Raw genomic sequence first — 22,393 nt, 5'->3', positions numbered from 1 at the left:
GGTTAGTCCTCCGCTGCGGCGTGTACCTTGTTGCGCCGCAGCAGCACCGCCGCGCCGGTCAGCGAGCACACGGCGGAGGCCAGCAGCACCGCCGTGCGGGCCAGGTCACTCGTTTCGCCGTCCAGCGCGAGGTCCGCGATCAGCAGCGACACCGTGAACCCGACGCCGCCGAGCAGCGACAACGCCGCGATGTCCCGCCAGCCGACCCCGCGTGGCTTCTCCGCGAGCCGCAGCTTCACCGCCGCGAAGCAGGCGCCGAAGATCCCGACCGCCTTCCCGACCACCAGCCCGAGGAACACCGCGAGCGGCACGGCCTCGGTGAAGACGCGGCCGAGCGAGTCGCCGCTGACCGCGATACCGGCGGCGAACAGAGCGAACACCGGCACGGCGACCGCCGCCGACCACGGCTGCAGCCGGTGTTCCAGCCGGATCGCGGGCGCGTGCTCCTCGTCCGGGTCCGGCCGCACGCGGGTGAGCAGGCCGAGCGCGACGCCGGCGATCGTGGCGTGCACGCCGGCCGAGTGCACCGCGACCCACACGACGACCGCGAGCGGCACGTAGATCCACCACGCCCGCACCCGCTTGTGCTGCAGGAACGCGTACAGCGCGAGCGCGGCGACCGCGACCAGCGCGGCGACCAGGTTGAAGGACGTGGTGAACAACACGGCGATGAGGATGATCGCGCCCAGGTCGTCGACGACCGCCAGCGACAGCAGGAACACGCGCGCGCTGCTCGGCAGGTTCGACGCGGTGAGGGCGAGCACACCCAGCGCGAACGCGATGTCGGTCGCGGTCGGGATCGCCCACGCGCGCTCCATGCCCTCCGCGCCGTCGCCGACGAGCAGGGCGACCACGGCGGGGACGATCATGCCGCCGACGGCGGCGATGATCGGCAGCACGGCCTTCTTGAGCTGCGACAACTCGCCGACGACCAGCTCGCGCTTGAGCTCGAGCCCGGCGACGAAGAAGAACAGCGCGAGCAGGCCGTCCTTGGCCCAGTCGCCGATCGACAGGTTCAGGTGCAGCAGGTGCGGGCCGACGTGGAAGTCGCGCACCACCCGGTAGGACTCGCCGATCGGCGAGTTCGCCCAGATCAGGGCTATGGCGGTGGCGGCGAGCAGGATCATCCCGCCGGTGGTTTCGGTGCGCAGGTAACGCACGAATTCGCTGGCGGGGCGGCGCGGCTGGCCCACTGCAGGCTCCTCCGGGATCGGTCGGACCGAGTCTTGCCGACCAGACTTCCCGGCGCACCGTTAACCATCGTACCTTACGGGCCGGTAACATGATGCCCAACAGGAGTCGTAGCATGTCACTCGCCAACGTTGTCTAGACCTTAAAAGGGCGGGGCAGTGACGACCTCCACCGAGGCGAAGCGCGACACCCGGTTCTTCGGGCACCCGATCGGGCTCGCGAACCTGTTCGGCGTCGAGATGTGGGAACGCTTCTCGTACTACGGGATGCTCGGCATCCTGCCGATCTACCTCTACTACTCGGTCGCCGAGGGCGGCCTCGCGATGCCGGAGGCCACCGCCACCAGCATCGTCGGGGCCTACGGCGGCCTGGTGTACCTGTCCACGATCGTGGGCGCCTGGGTCGCCGACCGCCTGCTGGGGTCCGAGCGCACGCTGTTCTACAGCGCCGTGCTGATCATGATCGGGCACATCAGCCTCGCGTTCCTGCCCGGTTTCCTGGGGATCGGCGTAGGCCTGGTGTGCGTCGCAATCGGCAGCGGCGGGTTGAAGGGCAACGCCACCGCGGTCGTCGGCACGCTCTACGGCGAGAAGGACGAGCGGCGCGACGCCGGCTTCACGATCTTCTACATGGGCGTCAACCTGGGCGGGTTCGTCGGCCCGCTGCTCACCGGGCTGGCGCAGAGCGAGGTCGGCTTCCACCTCGGGTTCGGGCTCGCCGCGATCGGCATGGCGATCGGCCTGACCCAGTACACGGTCTTCCGGCGCAACCTGCCCGACACCGCCCGCGAGGTGCCCAACCCGCTGCCCGCGCAGCGGCGGCCCGCGGTCGGCGGGGTGCTGCTGGTGCTGGTCGCCGTCATCGTGGCGGCCGTGCTGAGCGGGATCGTCACCGCGGCCAACCTGTCCGACGTGGTCGTGTGGATCGTCGGCATCGCGTCGGTCGTCTACTTCGCGGTGATCCTGAGCAGCAGCAAGATCACCGCCATCGAGCGGCGGCGGGTGCTGTCGTTCATCCCGATGTTCATCGCCAGCGCCGCGTTCTTCGCGCTCTACCAGCAGCAGTTCACAGTGGTCGCGGTGTACTCGGACCAGCGGCTGGACCGCGACCTGTTCGGCTGGGAGATGCCGGTGAGCTGGGTGCAGTCGATCAACCCGGTGTTCATCCTGCTGCTCGCGCCCGTGATGGCCGCGATCTGGATCAAGCTGGGCTCGCGTCAGCCGTCGACGCCGATCAAGTTCGCGCTCGGCACGTCCGTGATGGGTGTGGCGTTCCTGCTGTTCCTGTTCTTCGCGGGCGGCGCCGGAAACAGCACGCCGCTGCTCGCGCTGGTCGGGATCCTGCTGGTGTTCACCGTCGCGGAGCTGATGCTGTCGCCGGTCGGCCTGTCCCTGTCGACGAAGCTGGCGCCGGACGCGTTCCGCACGCAGATGGTCGCGTTGAACTTCCTGTCGGTCTCGCTGGGCACCGCGCTGTCCGGCTCGCTGGCCGAGTACTACGGCACCGACCACGAGGCGTCGTACTTCGGCATCGTCGGCGGGGTCGCCGTCGTGATCGGTGTGGTGCTGGCGCTGATCAGCCCGTTCGTGCGGAAACTGATGTCGGGCGTGCGCTAGCCGGTCGAATCCGCCCGGTGTCGTTCGACGTCTAAGGAACGGACGGAACGAGACGACCAGGGAGCTGAGATGGCCACAGCAGTGCTCGACATGTCGATGTCGCTCGACGGCTACGTAGCGGGCCCGAACGACGGACCGGGAAACCCCGGCGGCGACGGCTTCATGCGCCTGCACGAATGGGCGTTCACCCCGGACTTCCAACCGCGCCAATCCGGCCCGAGTGCCGAGCTGATGGACCGGATCGGCGCGGCCGGTGCGGTCGTCAGCGGGCGACGGACCGCGGAGCAGGTCGACCACTGGGGTGGCGACCACGGGGGCATGGGCATCCCGATCTTCGTGCCCAGCCACCGGCCGCCCGGCCCGGACGTGGCCGGTTACCCGCTGGTGACCTACGTGGACGGCATCGTCGAGGCGATGGCACGGGCGAAGGCCGCCGCCGGCGACCGCCGCGTGCACGTCATCGGCGCGTACACCGGGCAGCGGGCGATCGAGGCGGGCGTGCTGGACGAGGTGCAGATCCACCAGATCCCCGTGCTGTTCGGCGGCGGCCGCAGGCTGTTCGACGTACTGCCCGCGCGGGTCGAGCTGGAGATCCTCGAGGTGATCGACACGCCCGAGGCAACCCACATCCGCTACCGCGTACCGCGCTAGCCGGCGGTGATGCCGAACAGCGTGCCGACGTAGTAGGTGACCAGCATGGTCAGCGCGCCGACGCCCACGTTGCGCGCCACCGCCCGGCCCGGCCCGGCGCTGCCGAGCCGGGCACTGGTGTACCCGGTCAGCGCGAGGCCCGCGACGACGGCGATCGCGCACGTCCACACCCGCCACGACGTGGGCGGCAGCGCGATCGCCAGCAGCGGGATGAGCGCGCCGATGGAGAACGACACGAACGACGCCCACGCGGCCTGCCACGGGTTGGTCAGCTCGTCGGGATCGATGCCGAGCTCGGCCTCGGCGTGGGCGGCGAGCGCGTCCTTCCGCGACAGCTCGCGGGCCACCTGCTCGGCGAGCTCCCGGGACAGGCCCTTGTCCTCGTAGATGTCGGCGAGTTCCCGCTCCTCGGCCTCCGGCATCGTCTTCAGTTCTTGTTTCTCCAGCTTGAGCGCGGCCTGTTCGGTGTCCCGCTGGGTGCTCACCGAGACGTATTCCCCGCCCGCCATGGAAAGCGCGCCCGCGACCAGCCCGGCTATTCCGGCCATCAGAATGGCGCCGTGGTCGGTGGTCGCGCCTGCGACGCCGACCACGAGCCCGGCGACCGACACGATCCCGTCGTTGGCGCCGAGAACCCCGGCGCGCAGCCAGTTCAGCCTGCTGCCCAGGCTCTCGCCGTGGGGTTCGTGCGCGTGCGCCTCGGCGGCGTCCTTCGTCTCGGTCACGTGGTCATTGAAGCACCCCGGGGCCGGTTTCCCGTATTAGCTGAGTCTTGCCTAAACCACAGCGGTTCGCCGAAAAAAAAATCGCGCGTCGGTGTCGAGAACCCGTGATCGGCTCCGTCTCCGGTGCGAACGCGGCCAGAATGGGCCGCACTACATCGAGGAGAAGATCATGGCCAAGTACCTGCTGCTCAAGCACTACCGGGGCGCTCCGGTGGCGGTCAACGACGTGCCGATGGATCAGTGGACGCCGGAGGAGGTCACCGCGCACGTGCAGTACATGCGGGATTTCGCGGCCCGGTTGGAGGAGACCGGTGAGTTCGTCGACGGTCAGGCGCTGGCGCCGGAGGGGACGTGGGTGCGCTACGACGGGGAGGGTCGTCCGCCGGTGACCGATGGCCCGTTCCCGGAGACGAAGGATCTGATCGCGGGCTGGATGGTGATTGACGTGGACAGCCACGAGCGTGCGGTCGAGCTGGCCGGGGAACTGTCGGCCGCGCCCGGGGCGGGCGGGAAGCCGATCCACGAATGGCTCGAGCTGCGCCCCTTCCTCACCGAGCCGCCCACCGTCACGGAATGAGCCCCGCGGTGGATGAGGCCCTGCTCCGTGGTCTCACCCCGACTGTGCTCGCGATCCTCGTCCGCCGCGGAGCCGACTTCGCGGCGGCCGAGGACGCGGTGCAGGAGGCGCTGGTCGAGGCGTTGCGGGTGTGGCCTGCCGACCCGCCGCGCGATCCGAAGGGCTGGCTGGTCACCGTCGCCTGGCGGAAGTTCCTCGACGCGACCAGGGCGGACGCGGCCCGGCGCCGTCGTGAGGACCTCGTCGAGGAGGAGCCGGAGCCCGGGCAGGCCGTCGGCGTGGACGACACGCTCCAGCTGTACTTCCTGTGCGCGCACCCGTCGCTGAGCCCGTCGTCCGCGGTCGCGCTCACGTTGCGCGCGGTCGGCGGGCTGACCACCCGGCAGATCGCCGCCGCGTACCTGGTGCCGGAGGCGACGATGGCGCAGCGCATCAGCCGCGCCAAGCGGACGGTCTCCGGGGTGCGGTTCGACCAGCCCGGCGACGTCGCCACCGTGCTGCGCGTGCTCTACCTGGTGTTCAACGAGGGGTACTCCGGTGACGTCGACCTGGCGGCCGAGGCGATCCGGCTGACCCGCCAGCTCGCGGCGGTGATCGACCACCCCGAGGTGGCCGGGCTGCTCGCGCTGATGCTGCTGCACCACGCCCGGCGCGCGAGCCGGACCGCGCCCGACGGCAGCCTGGTGCCGCTCGCCGAGCAGGACCGCGGCCGGTGGGACACCCGCTTGATCGCGGAGGGCGTGGAGATCCTGCAGGCGGCGCTGGCCCGCGACCGGCTCGGCGAGTTCCAGGCCCAGGCCGCGATCGCCGCCCTGCACGCCGACGCGCCCACCGCCGAGGAGACCGACTGGGTGCAGATAGTCGAGTGGTACGACGAGCTGGTGCGCTTGACGGACAGCCCGGTGGTGCGCCTGAACCGGGCGGTGGCGGTCGGCGAGGCGGACGGCCCACGCGCGGGCCTGGCGGAACTCGCGTCGCTGGACGAAGGACTGCCGAGGTACGCCGCGGTATCGGCGTACCTGCACGAACGCGATGGTGACCTGGCGAGCGCCGCCCGGCTGTACGCGGAGGCCGCCGCGAAGGCCACGAACCTCGCCGAGCGCGACCACCTGACCCGCCAAGCCGCACGACTGAACACGAGGCTGCGCGGTTGAGCTGACACCCAATGCCCGGCGCCTCAGTGCCCCAACGCCCGGCGCCCCAACACCAGGCGCCTCAGCGCCCCTCCGCCCAGGCGCCCCGGCGCACCCCTGCCCGCGCCGGGACTTGCCTGCGCTGAGGCCCTGGCTCGGCGACGCTCGCTGGATGTGCCCGCTGCGCGGGGGCGGTAGCCCCTGTCGGGTGGTGGCCGCGGGTAACCCCGCGCCTCTACCCGCCGGCGGGTGGCAGGACTCCGCCCACCCTCCCGGGCATGCCCGCTCCGCGGGCACAGCAGCTGCCGCTAGGCGATGGCCTCCGGTGACCGCCGTGCAGTCACCCGCGCAGGGACCTCCCCACTGCGGTTTTCGGCTGCGAGCCCACGAGGGTCAGCCGATCGCCTCCGGCAGCCGTCGGACGCGGTAGGCCGCCTCGATCGTGTTGCCGGTCGCGGGGTCGCCCAGCTCGACCCGCCATTCGCCGGCGAACTGGTTCACCCCCGGCGCCATCGGGATGGTCCCGGAGATCAGCACGACCCCCGGCTCGTACAGGCCGCGCTCGCGCAGCACGTCGAGCCAGTGCTGCGGCGTCAGCAGCTCGGCAAGCGTGCCGTCCTGGATCAGCTGCCCGTCGGCCCAGCCGCGCAGCGTCAGCGAGTCCAGCCGGTCCGCCACGTCGTCCAGCCGCCACGCCTTGCGCCCCAGCACGTCCGGCGCCGCGTTCTTGCTCCACGCCACGCCGTGCACCTCGAGCTCCCGGTCGGTGTGGTCGCACGCGACGGTGAGCAGCACCCCCTCGGCGGTGATCACCAGCGCCCACTCCGCCTCGCCGGACGTGCGGTCGTGCTGGGCGGGCACCTCGTCGGTCTGGGCGGCCAGGTACGGGGCGACCGGGTACAGCGCCGGCGTGACCTTCGGCGCCGGCACGCCCAGCTCGGCCAGCTCGGCGACGTGCGCGGCGACGTCCGCCTGGTCGCGGCCCGCGTACCCGGCGTTCAGCAGGGTCGTCACCGGAGTGGTCACCGTCGTGCCGTCGGGCAGGTCGAAGCTCAGCGTCGGCATGTCGTCCTCCGTAATTTCGGGTAACCCAGTTCTTACCTGCGAGGGGTTGCGCATGCAGGTTGTATACAACGAGTATTACAGCATCGTGGCACCGAATAGATCAGGATGTGAGCAATGACCTCGGTAACGCCGACCGTGGACAGGGCGTCGCTACGGCGTGCCTTCCTGGCCAGCCTGTCCGGCACGTCGCTGGAGTGGTACGACTTCGCGGCCTACTCGGTGGCCGCGGCCACCGTGTTCGGACACCAGTTCTTCCCGGCAGGCGACCCGCTGGTCAGCACGATGGCCGCGTTCTCCACCTACGCCGTCGGCTACCTCTCCCGTCCGCTCGGCGGGTTCGTCTTCGGCCGTCTCGGCGACGTGCTCGGCCGCAAGCGAGTCCTGGTGATCACGCTGCTGCTCACCGGCATCGCCACCTTCCTCATCGGCGTCCTGCCGACCCACTCCGCGATCGGCGGCACGGCGGCGGTGCTGCTGGTCCTGCTGCGCTTCGCACAGGGCGTCGGCATCGGCGGTGAGTGGGGCGGCGCGGTGCTGCTGTCCAGCGAGTTCGGCGATCCGAAGAAGCGCGGGTTCTGGGCCTCCGCCGCCCAGGTCGGCCCGCCTGCCGGCAACCTGCTCGCCAACGGTGTGCTCGCGCTGCTGGCCCTGCTGTTGACCGAGGAGCAGTTCGACTCGTGGGGCTGGCGCGTGGCGTTCCTGCTGTCCGCCGTGCTCGTCGCCTTCGGCCTGTGGATCCGGCTCAAGCTGGAGGAGACCCCGGTCTTCAAGCGCATCGCGGAGAGCGGTGAGCGACCCAGCGCGCCGATCTCCGAGGTCTTCAAGTACGAGCGCCGGGCCCTGCTGGCCGCGATCTTCGTCCGCGTCTGCCCCGATGTGCTGTACGCGCTGTTCACCGTTTTCGTGCTGACCTACATGACCCAGGAGCTGGGCATGTCCCGCAGCCAGGGCCTCACCGCGGTGATGATCGGGTCGGCCGGCCAGCTCGTCCTGATGCCGGCGTTCGGCGCCCTGTCGGACCGCCTGAACCGCCGCAAGCTCTACCTCTTCGCGACTATCGCCGCGGCGATCTGGCCGTTCGTGTTCTTCCCGCTGGTGTCCGGCCGCTCGTTCGGCCTGCTGCTGGTCGGCATCGTGATCGCGCTCGTCATCCACGCCGCGCTGTACGGGCCGCAGGCCGCGCTGATCACCGAGCAGTTCACCGAGCGCCTGCGCTACACCGGCAGCTCGCTGGCCTACACGCTCGCCGGCGTGATCGGCGGCGCCATCGCGCCGCTGCTGTTCACCTCGCTGCTGGCCGGTTTCGACAGCTGGGTCGCGCTCGCGCTGTACGTCGTGGTGACCGCGGTGGTCAGCATCGTCGGCATCGCGCTCGCGCGGGAGGCCCGCGCCGAGACTCAGGTGGTCGTCAGCTGATGCTTCAACGTCTGGGCGTGGTGGTCGTCGATGGCGGCCAGCGCCGCCTCGACCTCACCGTTGGCCAGTGCGGTCACGATGGCCTGGTGCTCGTGGATGACCTCCGCGTGCCGGGTGCCTGACCGCCGCAGCGCGACGAGCCCGGCACGCACCTGCCGGGCTCGGAGCGCGGTGTAGGTCCGGCTCAGCATCGAGTTGCCCGCGGCCTCGACGAGCAGCGTGTGGAAGTGCGCGTCGAGTTCGATGAACTCCTTGGCCGACGCCGGGTCGTCGCAGCGCTCCTGCTGTTCGAGGACCTTCTGCATGGCCCGCCACGGCACGGTCCCGTCCGCCATGACCCGTTCGGCCGCGAACCGTTCGAGCAGTCCGCGCAGTTCGACGAGGTCCCGCAGGTCGCGCCCGGTCAGCGGCGCGATGTACGCGCCCCGGTTGGGCACGAGCTGCACCAGTTCCTCGGCCGCGAGCTGCAGCAACGCCTCGCGCACGGGGGTGCGGGAGACGCCGACGCGCTCGGCGACCTCCTGTTCGCTGATGAAGCCGCCCTCGGCGTCGGGGTCGGCCAGCACGGTGTTCTTCAGGTAGTCGTAGGCCTTCGCCCGCCCGGACTGGGCGGGCTTGCTCGTCGCCGGCATCCGGGGCTCCCCTCCATACACGTTGTATACAGATGGTACGCGGAAAGTGGCGGGTGGGAAAAGAACGCCGGGGCGGATGCCTGATCGATGGACATCCGCCCCGGCGGGTCTCGGGATCGCGCGAGGGCGATCGGTTCCGGCGGCCGAGGTCAGCCGTCGAGCTCGGCGAGGGCCTGCCTGGCCTGCTCCAGCTCGGCCTCCAGCGCGGCGACCTTGGCCTTCTGCTGCTCGACGGCGGCGTTGATCACCTCGTCGATCGGCGTCGACAGGTCCTCGTGCAGCTCCTTGGCCGCGCGGGACACGGCGGAGGCCGGGATCTTCAGCCCCTGCGCGACCCACTTCGAGCCGTGCTTGAGCTCAGCCTGCCACTCACCGTCGGCGGTGCCGGTGACGGTGAGCGTGAGCTCGACGGTGCGGGTCTTCTTCGCGGCGGAGGCCTTCGGGCGGCCGCGCTTGGGCTTGGCTTCCTCGCTTTCGGCGGAGGGGGCGGCGGGAGCGGGAGCGGCTGCGGAGTCGTCCGTGACCGGCGCCGGCGTGACGGGGGTGTCCTGCTCCTGCGGGGTGGTCGTGGTGTCCAAGCTCATCGGTGCTGCGGTCTCCCTCTCGTGGGGTCCGGCTACGTCGGCCCGAATTCTAGAACAGGCGTTCGATAGCCGCTCGCTGGGGTGGGCTCGGCGATTGTCCCGCGCGACCTACTTCCGCGTACCCCCGGGGCGTCGCGTCCGGAGGGACCGATACGCTGCCGCCATCACCCGCCAGGGTGAGGAAGCGATGTCGCTCGATGGGGGCAAGTCGAAGTGGGCGTTACTTATCTGTACCCGATCGGGTGTATCTCGTTTTTCGTGCGACCTCGGCAAATGCAGCATTTGCCCTGCTCTCCCTAATCGACCCCCGTCACCCGGGAGTTTGATCACCTAGGGGGGTCCTGATAGCAATAAGGCCCAAGGCGCACCTGCGGTGCCGCATGTCTTCGGGGGAGACCGCCTTGGTGAATTCTTGTCCGATGTAGGTCCTCAAGGATTGTGGTAATGCGCATGACGTGCAGCTCGCGCACGCAGACGGGTTCTGCGCGCCGCGGACGGCTCCCGGTCCGGCTCCTCGCCGTGGCCGGAGTCTCGACCCTGGCACTGCTCACCGGGGCGTGCTCCGGTGGCGACGAGGACGGCGTGAAGCCGGCCGCGGTCAGCCAGGAAGACCTGACCCAGCTGCCGGAGGCGACCACGTTCGCCACGGTCGCGAACGCCCCGCTCGACCCGCAGCCCTCCGGTGGCGCGACGGCGGGCCGCGTGATCCACCCCAAGGCCGACATGGTCGTGTACGACTCCGTTGGCGGCAAAGCGATCGCGAAGCTGCCGTCCATCCAAATGGGATCGCCGACGTGGGTGCCGGTGATCGCGGAGCAGGGCGACTGGGTGCACGTCCTGCTGCCGACCCGGCCGAACGCCGCGTCCGGCTGGGTGCACCTGAGCGAGGGCGCCGCCGAATCCGCGCAGAACGACTACGTGGTCAATGTGGACCGTGCCGCGTTCAGCCTGGAGATCCTGGAGAGCGGCAAGTCGATCGGCAAGTGGACGATCGGCACCGGCAAGGCCGAACACCCGACCCCGGCGGGGCGTGCTTACATCATCGCCTCGATCGAGGAAACGAAGAACACCTACAGCCCGATCGTGCTGCCGCTGAGCTACCACTCCGATTCGCTGGAGACCTTCGGCGGCGGTCCGGGCACGGTGGGCTTGCACACCTGGCCCAACAACAGCTTCGTCGGCCAGGCGAACAGCGACGGCTGCATCCGGGTGCCCGCGGAGGCGCTCGACGCGCTGGTCGAACTGCCGCTCGGCACGATCGTGAACATCACGTGACGAACTGAGCTTCTTCCCCGCTTCGCCGGTGGCCGGAATGCGCTACGGGGGGCCGCCGGCTTCATTTCGCATTTCCATTTCACGAAAGGGAATTCCTTGTCCAGAAAGAAGGCTGTGGCCGGCGGCGTCGGCGTGCTCGCGACCGCGCTCGCCACCTCGGTGCTGCTCGCGCCCGCCGCCGGTGCGACCACGACCACCTCGGACGGCGTCAACTCCGCCTACGCGATCGCCGCCAAGGGCCTCCTCGGCATCGACCCCAGCCCGTACGTCACCGACGAGAAGGGCTTCGAGCAGAAGTCGCTGGCCTCGCTGAACGTGCCGGGCCTGGCGCAGGTCAACCTGCTCAACGCCTCGGCGGGCGCCGGCCAGGCGCGCGCCAGCGTCGCCGACGTCAACGTCGGGCTCGGCGTGGGCAAGCCGCTGCTGACCGCGACCGCCATCGAGGCGGAGTGCGAGGGCGGCAAGGGCACCTCTTCGCTGGCCAAGGCGAAGCTCGGTGACATCACCCTCGACGTGACCGCGCCGACCAACACCACGGTCGCCGTGCCGGGCCTGCTCTCGGTCGTGCTGAACAAGCAGACCAAGAAGGACGACGGCTCCATCACCGTCACCGCGATCTCCATCAAGATCGACAACCTGCAGACGCTGGACATCGCGTCGGTCACCTGCGCGCCGGGCGACGACGACAACGGCGGCGGCGAGACCCCGACCACCAAGCCGACCGGCACCAGCACGTCGAAGCCGAGCACGCCGACCTCGACGAAGACCAGCTCCGGTGGCGGCGCCGGCTCGGGTGCGGGCGACAAGCCCGACGCCAACGGCAAGGCCCCGAAGCCGACCCCGGTGAAGGCCCACCTGGACGTCACCGGCTGATCCGCTTCTTCCTCGGGTTCCCATGACAAGGGCCCTGCACCGCGAGGTGCAGGGCCCTTGTTCGTGCGTCAGTCCTCCTTGCCGGACTTCAGGCCGCTGGAGATCAGCTCCATGACGCTGGAGTCGGCCAGCGTGGTGACGTCGCCGATCTGGCGGTTCTCGGCCACGTCGCGCAGCAGGCGGCGCATGATCTTGCCGGAACGGGTCTTCGGCAGCTCGGGCACGACCATGATCTGCCGCGGCTTGGCGATCGGGCCGATCTCCTTGGCCACGTGGTTGCGCAGCTCCTGCACCGCCTCTTCCCCGCCCTCGGCCGCGGAGCCGCGCAGGATCACGAACGCGACGATGCCCTGCCCGGTGGTCGGGTCGGAGGCGCCGACCACCGCCGCCTCGGCCACCGTCGGGTGCGAGACCAGCGCGGACTCGACCTCCGTGGTGGAGATGCGGTGGCCGGACACGTTCATGACGTCGTCGACCCGGCCGAGCAGCCAGATGTCGCCGTCGTTGTCGTACTTCGCGCCGTCACCGGCGAAGTAGAAGCCCTGGTCGGCGAACCGCGACCAGTAGGTGTCGCGGAAGCGCTCGTCGTCGCCCCAGATGCCGCGCAGCATCGACGGCCACGGCTTGTCCAGCACCAGGTAACCGCCGCCGCCCTTGCCGACCTCGGTCGCGGTGTCGTCGACGACCTTCGCCGAGATGCCGGGCAGCGGGCGCTGCGCCGAACCGGGCTTGGTCGAGGTGACACCGGGCAGCGGCGAGATCATGATGGCGCCGGTCTCGGTCTGCCACCAGGTGTCCACGACCGGCGCCTTGCCCGCACCGATGTGCTCGCGGTACCACATCCACGCCTCGGGGTTGATCGGCTCGCCGACGCTGCCCAGCACGCGCAGGCTGGAGAGGTCGTACTTCGCCGGGATGTCCTCGCCCCACTTCATGAAGGTGCGGATCAGCGTCGGCGCGGTGTAGTAGATGGAGACCTTGTGGTTCTGGATGATCTCCCAGTGCCTGCCCTCGTGCGGCGTGTTGGGGGTGCCCTCGTAGACCACCTGGGTCGCGCGGTTCGCCAGCGGGCCGTAGACGATGTAGGAGTGGCCGGTCACCCAGCCGATGTCGGCCGTGCACCAGTAGACGTCCTCGCCCGGCTTGTGGTCGAAGACGACGTGGTGGGTGTAGGCGACCTGGGTCAGGTAGCCGCCGGAGGTGTGCAGGATGCCCTTCGGCTTCCCGGTGGTGCCGCTGGTGTAGAGGATGAACAGCGGGTGCTCGGAGTCGAACGCCTCCGGCGTGTGCTCGGTGGACTGGCCGTCGACGAGCTCGTGCCACCACACGTCCCGCTCGCCCATCGGGACCTCTTCGCCGGTGCGGCGCACGACGATGACCTTCTCGACGCTCGCGGCGCCCTCGAGGGCCTCGTCGACGTTGGTCTTCATCGGGGCGGCCTTGCCGCGGCGGTACTGGCCGTCGGAGGTGATCACGACCTTGGCCTCGGCGTCGTCGACGCGGGAGCGCAGCGCCGCCGGCGAAAACCCGCCGAACACGACGCTGTGCGGCGCTCCCAGCCGCGCGCAGGCCAGCATCGCCACGATCGCCTCGGGGATCATCGGCAGCTGGATCGCGACCCGGTCACCGGAGGTGACGCCGAGGGAGACCAGCGCGTTCGCGGCCTTGGACACCTCGTCCTTGAGCTGGGCGTAGGTGATGTCGCGGGTGTCGCCCGGCTCGCCGACCCAGTGGATGGCGACCTGCTCACCGTGCCCGGACTCGACGTGCCGGTCGACGCAGTTGTACGCGACGTTCAGCTTGCCGCCGACGAACCACTTCGCGAAGGGCGCGCCCGACCAGTCGAGGACCTGGGACCACTTGGTGTCCCAGTGCAGCCGCTCCGCCTGCTCGGCCCAGAACGCTTCGCGGTCGGCGTCGGCCTTGTCGTACCAATCGGCCTTCGCGTTGGCCTGCGCCGCGAACTCGTCGGTCGGCGGGAACGTCCGGTTCTCGGTGAGCAGGTTGTCCAGCGCGGGGGACTGCTCTGTCATGGTGCACGGCCTCCTGAAGTCACTCATCACTGGCTGACGCCGGATGCACGGTAGCGACGTTAGCCCCCACGACGAAAGAGCGCAGCACCTCACGGCACGTCCAGCGTCGATCACCGCACGCGAGGGATGTGGCGTCGGCCACTCGGCCTGGGTTCGGGGCCCCGGATCGCCCCCTCATATGCTCGCGGGGACGCGTCGAAGGAGGTCCGAGTGGCTGAGCGGGAAGAGCTCACCTGGGAGTTGTTCGGTTCGGCCGGCCGGGAGCTCGCCCAGCAGGTAGCGGACAGCGGTTACGAGCCGGACGTGATCCTGTCCATCGCCCGCGGCGGGTTGTTCGTCGCCGGCGCGCTCGGCTACGCGCTCGACGTGAAGAACCTGCACGTCATGAACGTCGAGTTCTACACCGGCGTCGGCGAGCGCCTCGAACTGCCGGTGATGCTGCCGCCGGTGCCGAACGCCGTCGATCTGACCGGCGCGAAGGTCCTGGTGGCCGACGACGTCGCCGACACCGGCGCGACGCTCAAGCTGGTGCGTGACTTCTGCGCGGACCACGTGGCGGACGTGCGCTGCGCGGTCGTGTACGAAAAGCCCTGGTCAGAGGTGAAGTGCGAGTACTTCTGGCGGCGCACGGACCGGTGGATCAACTTCGCCTGGTCGAAGCAGCCGCCGGTGATCCGGCGCGAGGGGCAGGTGCTGGACGCATGAGCGACCCACTGGCGCCACTGCTCGAACTGGAGGGCGTGGCCGAAGCGGCGAAGAAGGCGCAGGACGCGGTCTTCGCCGTGCACCGGCTTCCGGTGAACCTGCGCGGCGGCTCGGCCACCGCCGCCGAGGCGTCCGTCCGGGGCGCCCGGGCGTCGGCCGCGCTCGACGGCGCGGACCCGGAAATCCCGGCCGACGCCGAGGTGAAGGACCCGATCCTGGCCGGCGCGCTGCGGGTCGCCGAGGCGAGCGAGTCGCTGCTGCCCACGTGGCGCCGCGCCCCGCGGCAGGCGCTGGCCCGGATGCACGTCCTGGCCGCGGCCGATCTCGTCGACGACCAGGACGCGCTGGGCCGCCCCACCCCGGCCGCCGGTGCCCGCCTGGACCTGCTGACGCAGCTGGTCACGGGCGCGACGTCGGTGCCCGGCCCCGTGCTGACCGCCGTCGTGCACGGCGAACTGCTCAGCCTGCGGCCCTTCGGCACGGCGGACGGTGTGCTTGCCCGCGCCGCGGCTCGCCTGACCATGACGGCGACCGGGGTCGACCCGAAGGGTCTGAGCGTTCCCGAGGTCGCCTTCTTCCGCCGGGCCGCCCGGTACCAGGAGGCGGCGGCGGCCTTCGCGACCGGGAGCCCCGACGGCGTGCGCTCGTGGCTCCTCTTCGTGTGTGAAGCGCTGGAAGCGGGTGCCCGGGAGGCCAAGAGCATCGCCGACGCGGCCGGCTGAGCTGCTCCGGCGGTCGCGTCAAGGGGTGCCGCGTGGTGCGCAGTCGCCCACACCCGCGGTCGCCCGGTCAGGATTTCTCGCGCTCGTAGTCGCGCAATTCCGGGGAAGTGCGACGCTCCCTGCGCACCTCCCCGGGACTGCGCGACCTCACCTCGTCGCGCAGGCGAGCAGCGCCTCCCGCACGTGCCCGCCGTTCGCGGCCAGCATGTCGGCCGCCGTCGCCGCGTCCACCCCGCACAGCAGATGCACCAGCGCGACCTTCAGGTCACCGTTCGCCTCCGCGAGGGCTTCGGCGGCCTCCCGCTCGTTCGCCCCCGTCGCCTCGCTGAGGATCCGCAGCGTGCGGCCGCGCAGCTTCGCGTTGGTCGCGCGCAGGCTGACCATCAGGTTCGAATACGTCCGGCCGAGCTTGATCATCGTGGCCGTGGAGAACGCGGTCAGCAGGATCTTCTGCGCCGACCCCGCCTTCATCCGCGTCGACCCCGCGATCACCTCCGGGCCGGTGTCCACCGAGATGAACACGTCGACCCCGGCCGGCCTGCCCGCACGCGCGTTGCCAGAAACCAGACCGGTCGCCGCGCCGAGCCGCGCGGCCGCCTGCAGCGCGCCGATCACGAACGGGGTGCGGCCGGACGCGGTCAGGCCCAGCACGAAGTCGCCGGCCCGCACCGAAGCCGAGATCTCCGCCGCGCCCGCCGCGGCGTCGTCTTCGGCGTTCTCGACCGCTTCGCGCAGCGCCCGATCGCCGCCCGCGTGGTGCGCGACGAACCAGTCGGACGGCACGTTGAACGTCGGCACGAGCTCGGCCGCGTCCAGCGTCGCCAGCCGGCCGGAAGTGCCGGCGCCGACGTAGTGCACACGATGGCCGGTGCGCAGCGCCTCCACCGCATGATCGACCGCGTCCGCCAGCTCGGGCAGGACCTTGGCGACCGCATCGGGGACCAGGCGATCCTCGTCGTTGATCATGGTCAGGATGCCGAGGGTCGACATCCGGTCGATCTCGGTGGTGCGGGGGTTGCGCTGCTCGGTCGGGGAATCGACGTGGACCACCTGACTCGGCACCGTCATCATGCGTCTCACCGTTTCCTTCGTGCTCACTTTCCGGTTTCCCGCGGACGCCTCCGGCCGTCCGGTCGCACGCCGAGGCGGTGACCGCCGACGGCGTCGCGAGTGGCTTCCAGCGCGGCGGACGCGGTCTCCATGTGGCGCTGCGCGACCCCGATGAACAGGCAGTCGATGACCGTGAGCTGGGCGATCCGGCTCGCGGTCGCGCCCGAGCGGAACGTCGTCTCGCGGGCGGCCGTGGTCAGGACGTAGTCGGCGACCTCGGTGATCGGCGAGCGCGGGAAATTGGTCAGCGCCACGGTGGTCGCCCCGTGCTCGCGGGCCACCCGCAGCGCCTCCACGGTGTCGGTGGTCGCGCCGGTGTGGGAGACGCCGATCGCGACGTCGCCTGCGCCCAGCACGGCGGCCGAGGTCAGCATGATGTGCGTGTCCGACCAGGCGAAACACACGCGACCGATGCGGTGCAGCTTCTGCTGCAGGTCGGCGGCGACGAACGCGCTCGCGCCCACGCCGTAGACGTCGGTGCGCCCGGCGTTGGCGAGCAGTTCGATCACGCGCTGCAGGGTCGCGATGTCGAGCTGGTCGGCGGTCTCCTCGACGGCGCGCGCGTCGGCGAAGCTGACCTTGCCGACCACGGCGGCCAGGTCGTCGTCCACGGCGATCTCGCCGCCAAGGTTCCGTGCCGACCGCGCTTCCGAACGGGCGGTGTCGGCGGCCAGCGCGATCCGCAGCTGCGGGTACCCGCCGACCCCAACGGCCTTGCAGAACCGGGTCACCGTGGTCTCGCTGGTGTTGGCCGCGAGAGCCACCTCGGTGATCGACCGGCGCGCTACTGCGGACGGGTCATCGAGGACGACTTTGGCTACGCGCTGTTCCGCCCTGGCCAGACCGGGCAGCAGCGACCGAATCCGGACCAGGGGACTGGTTTCGGACTCGCGCACGACCGAACCGATCTCGTTCGGTGCCTGTCCCGTCACGGAATCGGTATCCGTTTCCGTGGGAAACTTACTAACCGTAGGCATTTGAGACAAGGTTACCCACATCCTTAGGGATGATCGCAACTCGCCCGCCCCTGCACGGCCGAGCTGCGGTGACTCAGTTGCCCGGAAAGTCGCCAACTACGTCGTGGTTGTTAACGTCATCAAGTTAACGACTTGGCAACTTCCTATGGTTCCCGAAACAGCCGACGATCGTCGGTGGCTCCCGCTCGCGTCTCAGTGATAGGGACTTCCCCGCCACGATGGTATGACGCGACTCTGCGCACTTTAAGTACGAATGGAGCAGCCGTTCGGTAGCTGTCCGTGACGGACGCGAGTGTCCGAAATTCGTTGGCGCTGGTTGGTGGCACACCACCCGGATGCACGGTGAGTGTTCGCTCGCCGAAAGATCACCTGTCCGGCCGCGGGTAATTGTGCCTACAGCCGGTCCCGGTTCACTGCGCTCCGGCCAGCGAGCTCGCCCATTTCTCGCGGGCCGGGTTGATCGAACCCCAGTCGCGGGTCGGGTGCACGCGGTTGGTCAGCAGGATGGCGAAGGACCGGGACACCGGATCGACGACCAGCGACGTGCCGGTGAAGCCGGTGTGCCCCGCGGTGGTGGGCGCGGACAGCGCTCCCATGTAGAACTGCTGGTCCAGCTCGAACCCGAGGCCGTGCGCGTGACCGGGGAACGCCTGGTTGTAGTCGGTCAGCATGTCCCGGACGGTCTCCGGACGCAGGATGCGCGCGTCCCGGTAGGCGCCGCCGTTGAGGATCGTCTGCGCGAGCACCGCCAGGTCGGGCGCCGTGGAGAAGATCCCGGCGTGACCGGACACCCCGCCCAGCGCCCACGCGTTCTCGTCGTGGACCTGGCCGCGCACCATGCCGCGCGCCGGATCGGCCTGGAACTCGGTGGCCGCGATCCGGCCGAGCTTCTCCGCGGGCGGGTTGAACGCCGTGTCGGTCATCCCGAGCGGCTGGGTGATCCGCTCCCGCACGACGACGTCGAGCGGTTGCCCGGCGATCCGCTCGACGAGGAAGCCGAGGGTCATCAGGTTGATGTCCGAGTAGAGGTAGGTCGTGCCCGGCTCGTTCACCAGTGGACTGTCGAGCACCGCCTTCCGCCGGGACGGGATGTCCGGGTAGCCCTCCCACAGGGAGGGGCGCGGGTCGGCGGCCAGGCCCGAGGTGTGGGTGAGCAGCTGCCGTACGGTGACCGCCTGCTTCCCGTTCGCCGCGAACTCGGGCAGGTACTCGGCGACCGGCCGGTCCAGGGCGACCTTGCCGTCGTCGACGAGCTGCATCACCGCGAGGGACGTGAACACCTTGGTGATCGAGGCCAGGTCGAAGATCGTGTCGGCACGCACCGGCACCTGCTGGTCCGGCGGCAGCTCGGCGCCCGCGGCGTCGGCGTACCGGAGCGCCCCGCCGGTCGCGGTCTCCTCGACGATCACCCCGTCGTGCGCGAGGATCCCGGCCGCGCCGGAGAAGTGCGGGTGCCCGGAGGCCGGGTCCGGTTTGGCCCAGTCGGCCAGGAACTGCTCGGCGGCCAGCAGCGGCGCCGGATCGAGCCCCACCTCGCTGGGCGCACCCGGGCGCAGCACCGTGTCGGCCGGTGCGAACTCGTAGTGCGGACGGTCGATCCGCCCGGTGTGGGCCTGTTCGGTGATGGTGGTACTCGCTCCGGGGACGGTGAGGGCGGAAACGGTCAGCGCCGCCGCGACCAGTAGTTTGCCCGTTCGCACGCCGGCCTCACCAGTAGAGCAGGTGCGGCCGCCTGCGGGCGGTGAACTCGTCGAGCTCCGCCTGCCAGGACCCGACGATCTCGTCCACCCCCGCCCCGCGGTCGACCATCGTGCGCAACCGGTCCGAGCCGGTGAGCTTGTCGATGCCGTTGTCCGCGCGCCAGCCGAAGAGGTCCGGGTGCAGCTTCTTGGCCGTGACGAGCATGGCCACCGCCGTGCGGATGGCGTCGAACGAGGCCGGGTCGGTGACCGTGAGCTGCACCCCGCCGCAGGTCTGGTTGACGAACTTGCCGAACGTGGGCACGAAGTAGGTCTCCCGGAACCGCACGCCCGCGAGCCCCAGCGCGGTCAGCTCGTCCCGCCACCGCCAGTCGATGCCGGGCGCGCCGATGATCTCGAAGGGCCGCGTCGTGCCGCGTCCCTCGGAGAACACGGTGCCCTCGAACATCCCCGTGCCGGGGTAGACCAGCGCGGTGTCCGCCGTCGGCATGTTCGGGCTCGGTGGCGTCCAGGTCAGCCCGGTGCCCGCGAAGAACGTGTCCCTGCGCCACCCCTCGGTCTGCACCACCTGCAGATCCGCCAGCCGCACCCCCTCGGCAGGCAGCAGCTCCGCGGCGAAGTACTTCGCCAGCTCGCCGACGGTCATGCCGTGCTGCTGCACGATCGGCTTGAGCCCGACGCCGGAGGCGAACTCCGGGCGCAGCATCGGGCCGAAGGCCTTGCCGCCGATCGGGTTGGGCCGGTCCAGGACGACGAAGGCCGCGCCGGTAGGGCCGGCCGCGACCATCGCGGTGTACATCGACCAGATGTAGGTGTAGAAGCGGGCGCCGACATCGGCGATGTCGAACACCACCGTGTCCACGCCGGCCTTGGTGAACATCCCGGCCAGTTTCGCGGCGTCCGCGCCGTACGCGTCGTACACCGCGACGCCGGTGCGCGGGTCCGTGTAGTCGCCCTCCGAACCACCGGCCTGCGCGCTGCCCCGGAAACCGTGCTCCGGCCCGAAGGCGGCGACCGGCCGGACGCCGGCGGCGATCATCGAGTCGACGATGTGGTCGCCGTTCTCCAGCACGCCCGTCGGGTTCGACAGCACGCCTAATTTGCGGCCGGCGAGCGAGCGCCAGCCCTGCCGGGCGAGGATGTCGGCTCCGGTGACGACCGGCCCCCGCGACGCGGCCGGTAACACGCGTGCCGGTTCGGCCAGAGCGGAGCCGCCGGTCAGAAGGGGTGTCGCGAGGGCGCCGGTGACCAGGAACCCGCGCCGGTTGAAGCTCACCATGTCAGTCCTGTGCCGAAGGGATACCGGATCTGCCCGGCGTCGTCGCCTGCCGGGATGTCGACGGGCAGCTTGCCCTGCGGCGCAATCTCGCCCGTCAGCACCTTGGCCAGCGAAGCCATCGTCACATCCCGCCAGTCGTACGTCGCCACCCAGGTCGGTACGTCGGCGTAGCCCGGGTCGTACGGTTCCTGGACGCTCACTGCGACGACCGGTTTCCCGGTCGCGAGCAGTTCACGCACAAGATCACCCTGGGCGGTGTCGCTGCGCAGCCCGTTGGTCAGCACGACGACCGTGTCCGCTTCGCCGGCGGCCGCCACCGCTTCGGCGATCTTCGCGGCGGTCGGCTTGGCGCCGGTCGAGACGGCCGTGCCGCCGAGCCGCTCGGCCAGCGCCCGGACCGGCTCCGCCGGGTAGCCGGGGTAGTTCGGGTTGTTCCAGCCGGTCACCACGACCTTGCCCGGGGCGCGGCGGGGCAGCAGGCCGGCGTCGTTGCGGAGCACGGTGGTGGTGCGGTCGGTGATGGCCTGGATCTTGTCCCGGTTGGCCGCACTGCCGACGACCTGCTTCACCGCCCTCGGGTTGACCAGTGGGCTCGCCACGATGCCGCGCTTGTCCTTGAGCTTCAGGATCCGCAGGACGCTCTGGTCGATCCGCTCCTCGGTCAGCCTGCCGCTCTTGACCGCGTCCAGCACGCTGTTGATCGCGAGCCCCAGGTCCGGCGGCATCAGCATCTGGTCGACCCCGGCCTCCAGCGCCAGCACCGGGATCTCCGCGTCGGTGTGCAGCTCGCGCACGCCGGCCATCTGCAGCGAGTCGGTCGCGACCACCCCGTCGTAGCGCAGTTCGTCCCGGAGGATCCCGGTCATGATCGGCTTCGACAGCGTCGCGGGCTCACCCGAGGGGTCGAGGCTGGGCACGGTGATGTGCGCGGACATGATCACGTCGGCGCCCGCGTCGATCGCCGCCCGGAACGGCGGCAGGTCGATCTGCCGCCACTGTTCCTCCGTGTGGTTGATGACCGGCAACCCGGTGTGGCTGTCGGTGGCGGCGTCCCCGTGGCCGGGGAAGTGCTTGGCCGCCGCGGAAACCGTCTCCGTCGCCGGCCCCGAGTTCTGGTAGCCGTCGACCTCGGCCGCGACGAGCTCACTGGCCAGCGCCGGATCGGCGGAGAAGGACCGGGAGCCGATGACCGGGTTGAGCGGGTTGGAGTTGACGTCCGCGTCGGGGGCGAAGTCCTGGTTGATGCCCATCGCCCGCAGCTCGTGACCGTTCACGGTGGCCAGCGTCCGCGCGTCCGCGGCGCTGCGGCCCGCCCCGACGGCCATGCTGGACGGGAACTCCGTGGCCGGGGCCGCGATGCGCGTGACCCGGCCGCCCTCCTGGTCGATCGAAACGATCAGCGGCACCTTTGCGCCCGACGCCAGCGCGGCCTGCTGCAGCCCGTTCGAGAAGCGCGCGACCTGCGCCGGGTCGTCCACGTTGTCGGTGCCGGGGTTGTTGAAGTAGATGACGCCGCCCGGGTGGTAGCGCTGGACGACCTCCGCGGCCGTGTCCACGCCGTACTTCTTCCGGTTGCCCTCGTCGGCCTGGCCGGCGGACTTGCCCCAGACGTCGGCGACGAAGAGCTGGCCGACCTTCTCCTCGAGCGACATCCGCCGCAGCGTCTGCTCGGCCCAGCCGTCCTGGCGTCCCGGTGCGGCGGAGGACGCGCCGACCGCGCTCACGCCGAGAACCCCCACGACGATCGCGGCAAGCACATGACTCCTCCGGCGCATCGCGAACCTCCCCTGTGGTGATCGCCGACGGACGAGCCGGCATTGGGGGAAGCTACTCAGTCGCTCCGGACGAGGTCAACGACCGCCTTACTTTCGGAGGAGTCCGAAAGTGTCTTTCAGGTTCTGTCACTCTCGCGGGCTAATCCGTTGGACATAAAAATGCGCGGGCGCCGCCGACGATGTGCCGGCGGCGCCCGCCCGCGCGGACTGCTCAGGTGACCAAGCTGCAACTCGTGTCGTACCTACGGGGACTCGGCGTCCGGCGTCCCGGTACGCAGTCCCTCGACGACAAGCCTCCCGCGGCGCGCTGCGCGTGGGTGCCTGGAGTCCGCGCACGGAGGTTGTCGGGGAGGA

At 70.5% G+C, this 22,393-nt stretch carries 19 protein-coding genes and 1 pseudogene; 9 read left to right on the top strand and 11 right to left on the bottom strand.

Annotated features, from left to right (window positions below; genetic code table 11):
- Positions 1-2: 2 nt before the first annotated feature.
- Positions 3-1,193 (bottom strand): Na+/H+ antiporter NhaA, encoded by a 1,191-nt coding sequence (gene nhaA / locus ACCP09_RS26920; protein WP_027933568.1) that lies wholly within the window; start codon positions 1,191-1,193, stop codon positions 3-5.
- Positions 1,194-1,349: 156 nt separating this feature from the next.
- Here nhaA and ACCP09_RS26915 point away from each other — a divergent pair, with 156 nt between their 5' ends.
- Positions 1,350-2,807 (top strand): peptide MFS transporter, encoded by a 1,458-nt coding sequence (locus ACCP09_RS26915; protein ID WP_378333588.1) that lies wholly within the window; start codon positions 1,350-1,352, stop codon positions 2,805-2,807.
- A gap of 69 nt (positions 2,808-2,876) precedes the next feature.
- Positions 2,877-3,458, top strand: coding sequence for a dihydrofolate reductase family protein (locus tag ACCP09_RS26910; RefSeq protein WP_433751348.1), 582 nt, complete (start codon positions 2,877-2,879; stop codon positions 3,456-3,458).
- Here ACCP09_RS26910 and ACCP09_RS26905 read toward each other — a convergent pair.
- Positions 3,455-4,183: a VIT1/CCC1 transporter family protein gene (locus ACCP09_RS26905; protein WP_123684611.1), complete on the bottom strand. Its 729-nt coding sequence runs from the start codon at positions 4,181-4,183 to the stop codon at positions 3,455-3,457. The two genes, ACCP09_RS26910 and ACCP09_RS26905, sit on opposite strands and share 4 nt — an antisense overlap.
- A gap of 169 nt (positions 4,184-4,352) precedes the next feature.
- Here ACCP09_RS26905 and ACCP09_RS26900 point away from each other — a divergent pair, with 169 nt between their 5' ends.
- Complete coding sequence (locus tag ACCP09_RS26900; protein ID WP_433751345.1) at positions 4,353-4,760, top strand: YciI family protein; 408 nt, start codon at positions 4,353-4,355, stop codon at positions 4,758-4,760.
- Positions 4,757-5,914 (top strand): RNA polymerase sigma factor, encoded by a 1,158-nt coding sequence (locus tag ACCP09_RS26895; protein WP_433751342.1) that lies wholly within the window; start codon positions 4,757-4,759, stop codon positions 5,912-5,914. Before ACCP09_RS26900 ends, ACCP09_RS26895 begins: the two co-directional genes overlap by 4 nt.
- A 372-nt stretch (positions 5,915-6,286) precedes the next feature.
- Here ACCP09_RS26895 and ACCP09_RS26890 read toward each other — a convergent pair whose 3' ends face one another.
- A complete protein-coding gene (locus tag ACCP09_RS26890) occupies positions 6,287-6,958 on the bottom strand; it encodes a DUF2848 domain-containing protein (RefSeq protein WP_433751339.1) in 672 nt (223 codons plus the stop codon).
- A 114-nt stretch (positions 6,959-7,072) separates the two neighbouring features.
- Here ACCP09_RS26890 and ACCP09_RS26885 point away from each other — a divergent pair, with 114 nt between their 5' ends.
- On the top strand, positions 7,073-8,374 hold the full coding sequence (locus ACCP09_RS26885; protein WP_433751336.1) for an MFS transporter: 1,302 nt from the start codon (positions 7,073-7,075) through the stop codon (positions 8,372-8,374).
- Here ACCP09_RS26885 and ACCP09_RS26880 read toward each other — a convergent pair.
- Positions 8,356-9,006 (bottom strand): GntR family transcriptional regulator, encoded by a 651-nt coding sequence (locus ACCP09_RS26880; RefSeq protein WP_027933576.1) that lies wholly within the window; start codon positions 9,004-9,006, stop codon positions 8,356-8,358. The genes ACCP09_RS26885 and ACCP09_RS26880 overlap by 19 nt on opposite strands.
- A gap of 149 nt (positions 9,007-9,155) precedes the next feature.
- Complete coding sequence (locus ACCP09_RS26875; RefSeq protein ID WP_378333579.1) at positions 9,156-9,590, bottom strand: DUF6319 family protein; 435 nt, start codon at positions 9,588-9,590, stop codon at positions 9,156-9,158.
- Between the two features lie 444 nt (positions 9,591-10,034).
- Between ACCP09_RS26875 and ACCP09_RS26870 the strand changes: the two genes are divergently transcribed.
- A complete protein-coding gene (locus ACCP09_RS26870) occupies positions 10,035-10,865 on the top strand; it encodes a L,D-transpeptidase (RefSeq protein ID WP_027933578.1) in 831 nt (276 codons plus the stop codon).
- A gap of 96 nt (positions 10,866-10,961) precedes the next feature.
- On the top strand, positions 10,962-11,738 hold the full coding sequence (locus tag ACCP09_RS26865) for a choice-of-anchor P family protein (protein WP_228685032.1): 777 nt from the start codon (positions 10,962-10,964) through the stop codon (positions 11,736-11,738).
- Positions 11,739-11,806: 68 nt separating this feature from the next.
- On the opposite strand, the gene acs is transcribed toward ACCP09_RS26865, so the two are convergent.
- Positions 11,807-13,771 (bottom strand): acetate--CoA ligase, encoded by a 1,965-nt coding sequence (gene acs / locus ACCP09_RS26860; RefSeq protein ID WP_433751331.1) that lies wholly within the window; start codon positions 13,769-13,771, stop codon positions 11,807-11,809.
- Between the two features lie 210 nt (positions 13,772-13,981).
- Between acs and ACCP09_RS26855 the strand changes: the two genes are divergently transcribed.
- Positions 13,982-14,476, top strand: coding sequence for a phosphoribosyltransferase (locus ACCP09_RS26855; RefSeq protein ID WP_433751328.1), 495 nt, complete (start codon positions 13,982-13,984; stop codon positions 14,474-14,476).
- Positions 14,473-15,198, top strand: coding sequence for an oxidoreductase (locus ACCP09_RS26850; protein WP_378333576.1), 726 nt, complete (start codon positions 14,473-14,475; stop codon positions 15,196-15,198). Before ACCP09_RS26855 ends, ACCP09_RS26850 begins: the two co-directional genes overlap by 4 nt.
- Positions 15,199-15,345: 147 nt before the next feature.
- Here ACCP09_RS26850 and ACCP09_RS26845 read toward each other — a convergent pair whose 3' ends face one another.
- From ACCP09_RS26845 to ACCP09_RS26825, 5 genes and pseudogenes are all read right to left on the bottom strand, one after another.
- Positions 15,346-16,269, bottom strand: coding sequence for an N-acetylmuramic acid 6-phosphate etherase (locus ACCP09_RS26845; RefSeq protein ID WP_123684612.1), 924 nt, complete (start codon positions 16,267-16,269; stop codon positions 15,346-15,348).
- 23 nt (positions 16,270-16,292) lie between these two features.
- The gene (locus tag ACCP09_RS26840; RefSeq protein ID WP_027933584.1) at positions 16,293-17,285 is read right to left on the bottom strand and encodes a MurR/RpiR family transcriptional regulator; all 993 of its coding nucleotides are present in this window, start codon (positions 17,283-17,285) and stop codon (positions 16,293-16,295) included.
- A 416-nt stretch (positions 17,286-17,701) separates the two neighbouring features.
- Positions 17,702-18,985, bottom strand: a pseudogene (locus ACCP09_RS26835) (serine hydrolase domain-containing protein); the annotation flags it as partial.
- A gap of 7 nt (positions 18,986-18,992) precedes the next feature.
- Positions 18,993-20,261, bottom strand: coding sequence for an exo-beta-N-acetylmuramidase NamZ family protein (locus ACCP09_RS26830; protein ID WP_433751385.1), 1,269 nt, complete (start codon positions 20,259-20,261; stop codon positions 18,993-18,995).
- Positions 20,258-22,021 (bottom strand): glycoside hydrolase family 3 protein, encoded by a 1,764-nt coding sequence (locus ACCP09_RS26825; protein WP_433751323.1) that lies wholly within the window; start codon positions 22,019-22,021, stop codon positions 20,258-20,260. Before ACCP09_RS26825 ends, ACCP09_RS26830 begins: the two co-directional genes overlap by 4 nt.
- Positions 22,022-22,393 lie beyond the last annotated feature (372 nt).

It is taken from the genome of Amycolatopsis sp. 3B14, from assembly GCF_050958625.1.
Classification (GTDB): domain Bacteria; phylum Actinomycetota; class Actinomycetes; order Mycobacteriales; family Pseudonocardiaceae; genus Amycolatopsis_E; species Amycolatopsis_E thermoflava.
This window is presented reverse-complemented; position numbering and strand designations above follow the sequence as displayed.

Coding starts and splice junctions, on each gene's coding strand:
- ACCP09_RS26910 (WP_433751348.1), top strand. CDS start 2,877: ATGGCCACAGCAGTGCTCGACATGTCGATGTCGCTCGACGGCTACGTA.
- ACCP09_RS26900 (WP_433751345.1), top strand. CDS start 4,353: ATGGCCAAGTACCTGCTGCTCAAGCACTACCGGGGCGCTCCGGTGGCG.
- ACCP09_RS26895 (WP_433751342.1), top strand. CDS start 4,757: ATGAGCCCCGCGGTGGATGAGGCCCTGCTCCGTGGTCTCACCCCGACT.
- ACCP09_RS26890 (WP_433751339.1), bottom strand. CDS start 6,958: ATGCCGACGCTGAGCTTCGACCTGCCCGACGGCACGACGGTGACCACT.
- ACCP09_RS26885 (WP_433751336.1), top strand. CDS start 7,073: ATGACCTCGGTAACGCCGACCGTGGACAGGGCGTCGCTACGGCGTGCC.
- ACCP09_RS26880 (WP_027933576.1), bottom strand. CDS start 9,006: ATGCCGGCGACGAGCAAGCCCGCCCAGTCCGGGCGGGCGAAGGCCTAC.
- ACCP09_RS26875 (WP_378333579.1), bottom strand. CDS start 9,590: ATGAGCTTGGACACCACGACCACCCCGCAGGAGCAGGACACCCCCGTC.
- ACCP09_RS26870 (WP_027933578.1), top strand. CDS start 10,035: ATGCGCATGACGTGCAGCTCGCGCACGCAGACGGGTTCTGCGCGCCGC.
- acs (WP_433751331.1), bottom strand. CDS start 13,771: ATGACAGAGCAGTCCCCCGCGCTGGACAACCTGCTCACCGAGAACCGG.
- ACCP09_RS26850 (WP_378333576.1), top strand. CDS start 14,473: ATGAGCGACCCACTGGCGCCACTGCTCGAACTGGAGGGCGTGGCCGAA.
- ACCP09_RS26845 (WP_123684612.1), bottom strand. CDS start 16,269: ATGATGACGGTGCCGAGTCAGGTGGTCCACGTCGATTCCCCGACCGAG.
- ACCP09_RS26840 (WP_027933584.1), bottom strand. CDS start 17,285: ATGCCTACGGTTAGTAAGTTTCCCACGGAAACGGATACCGATTCCGTG.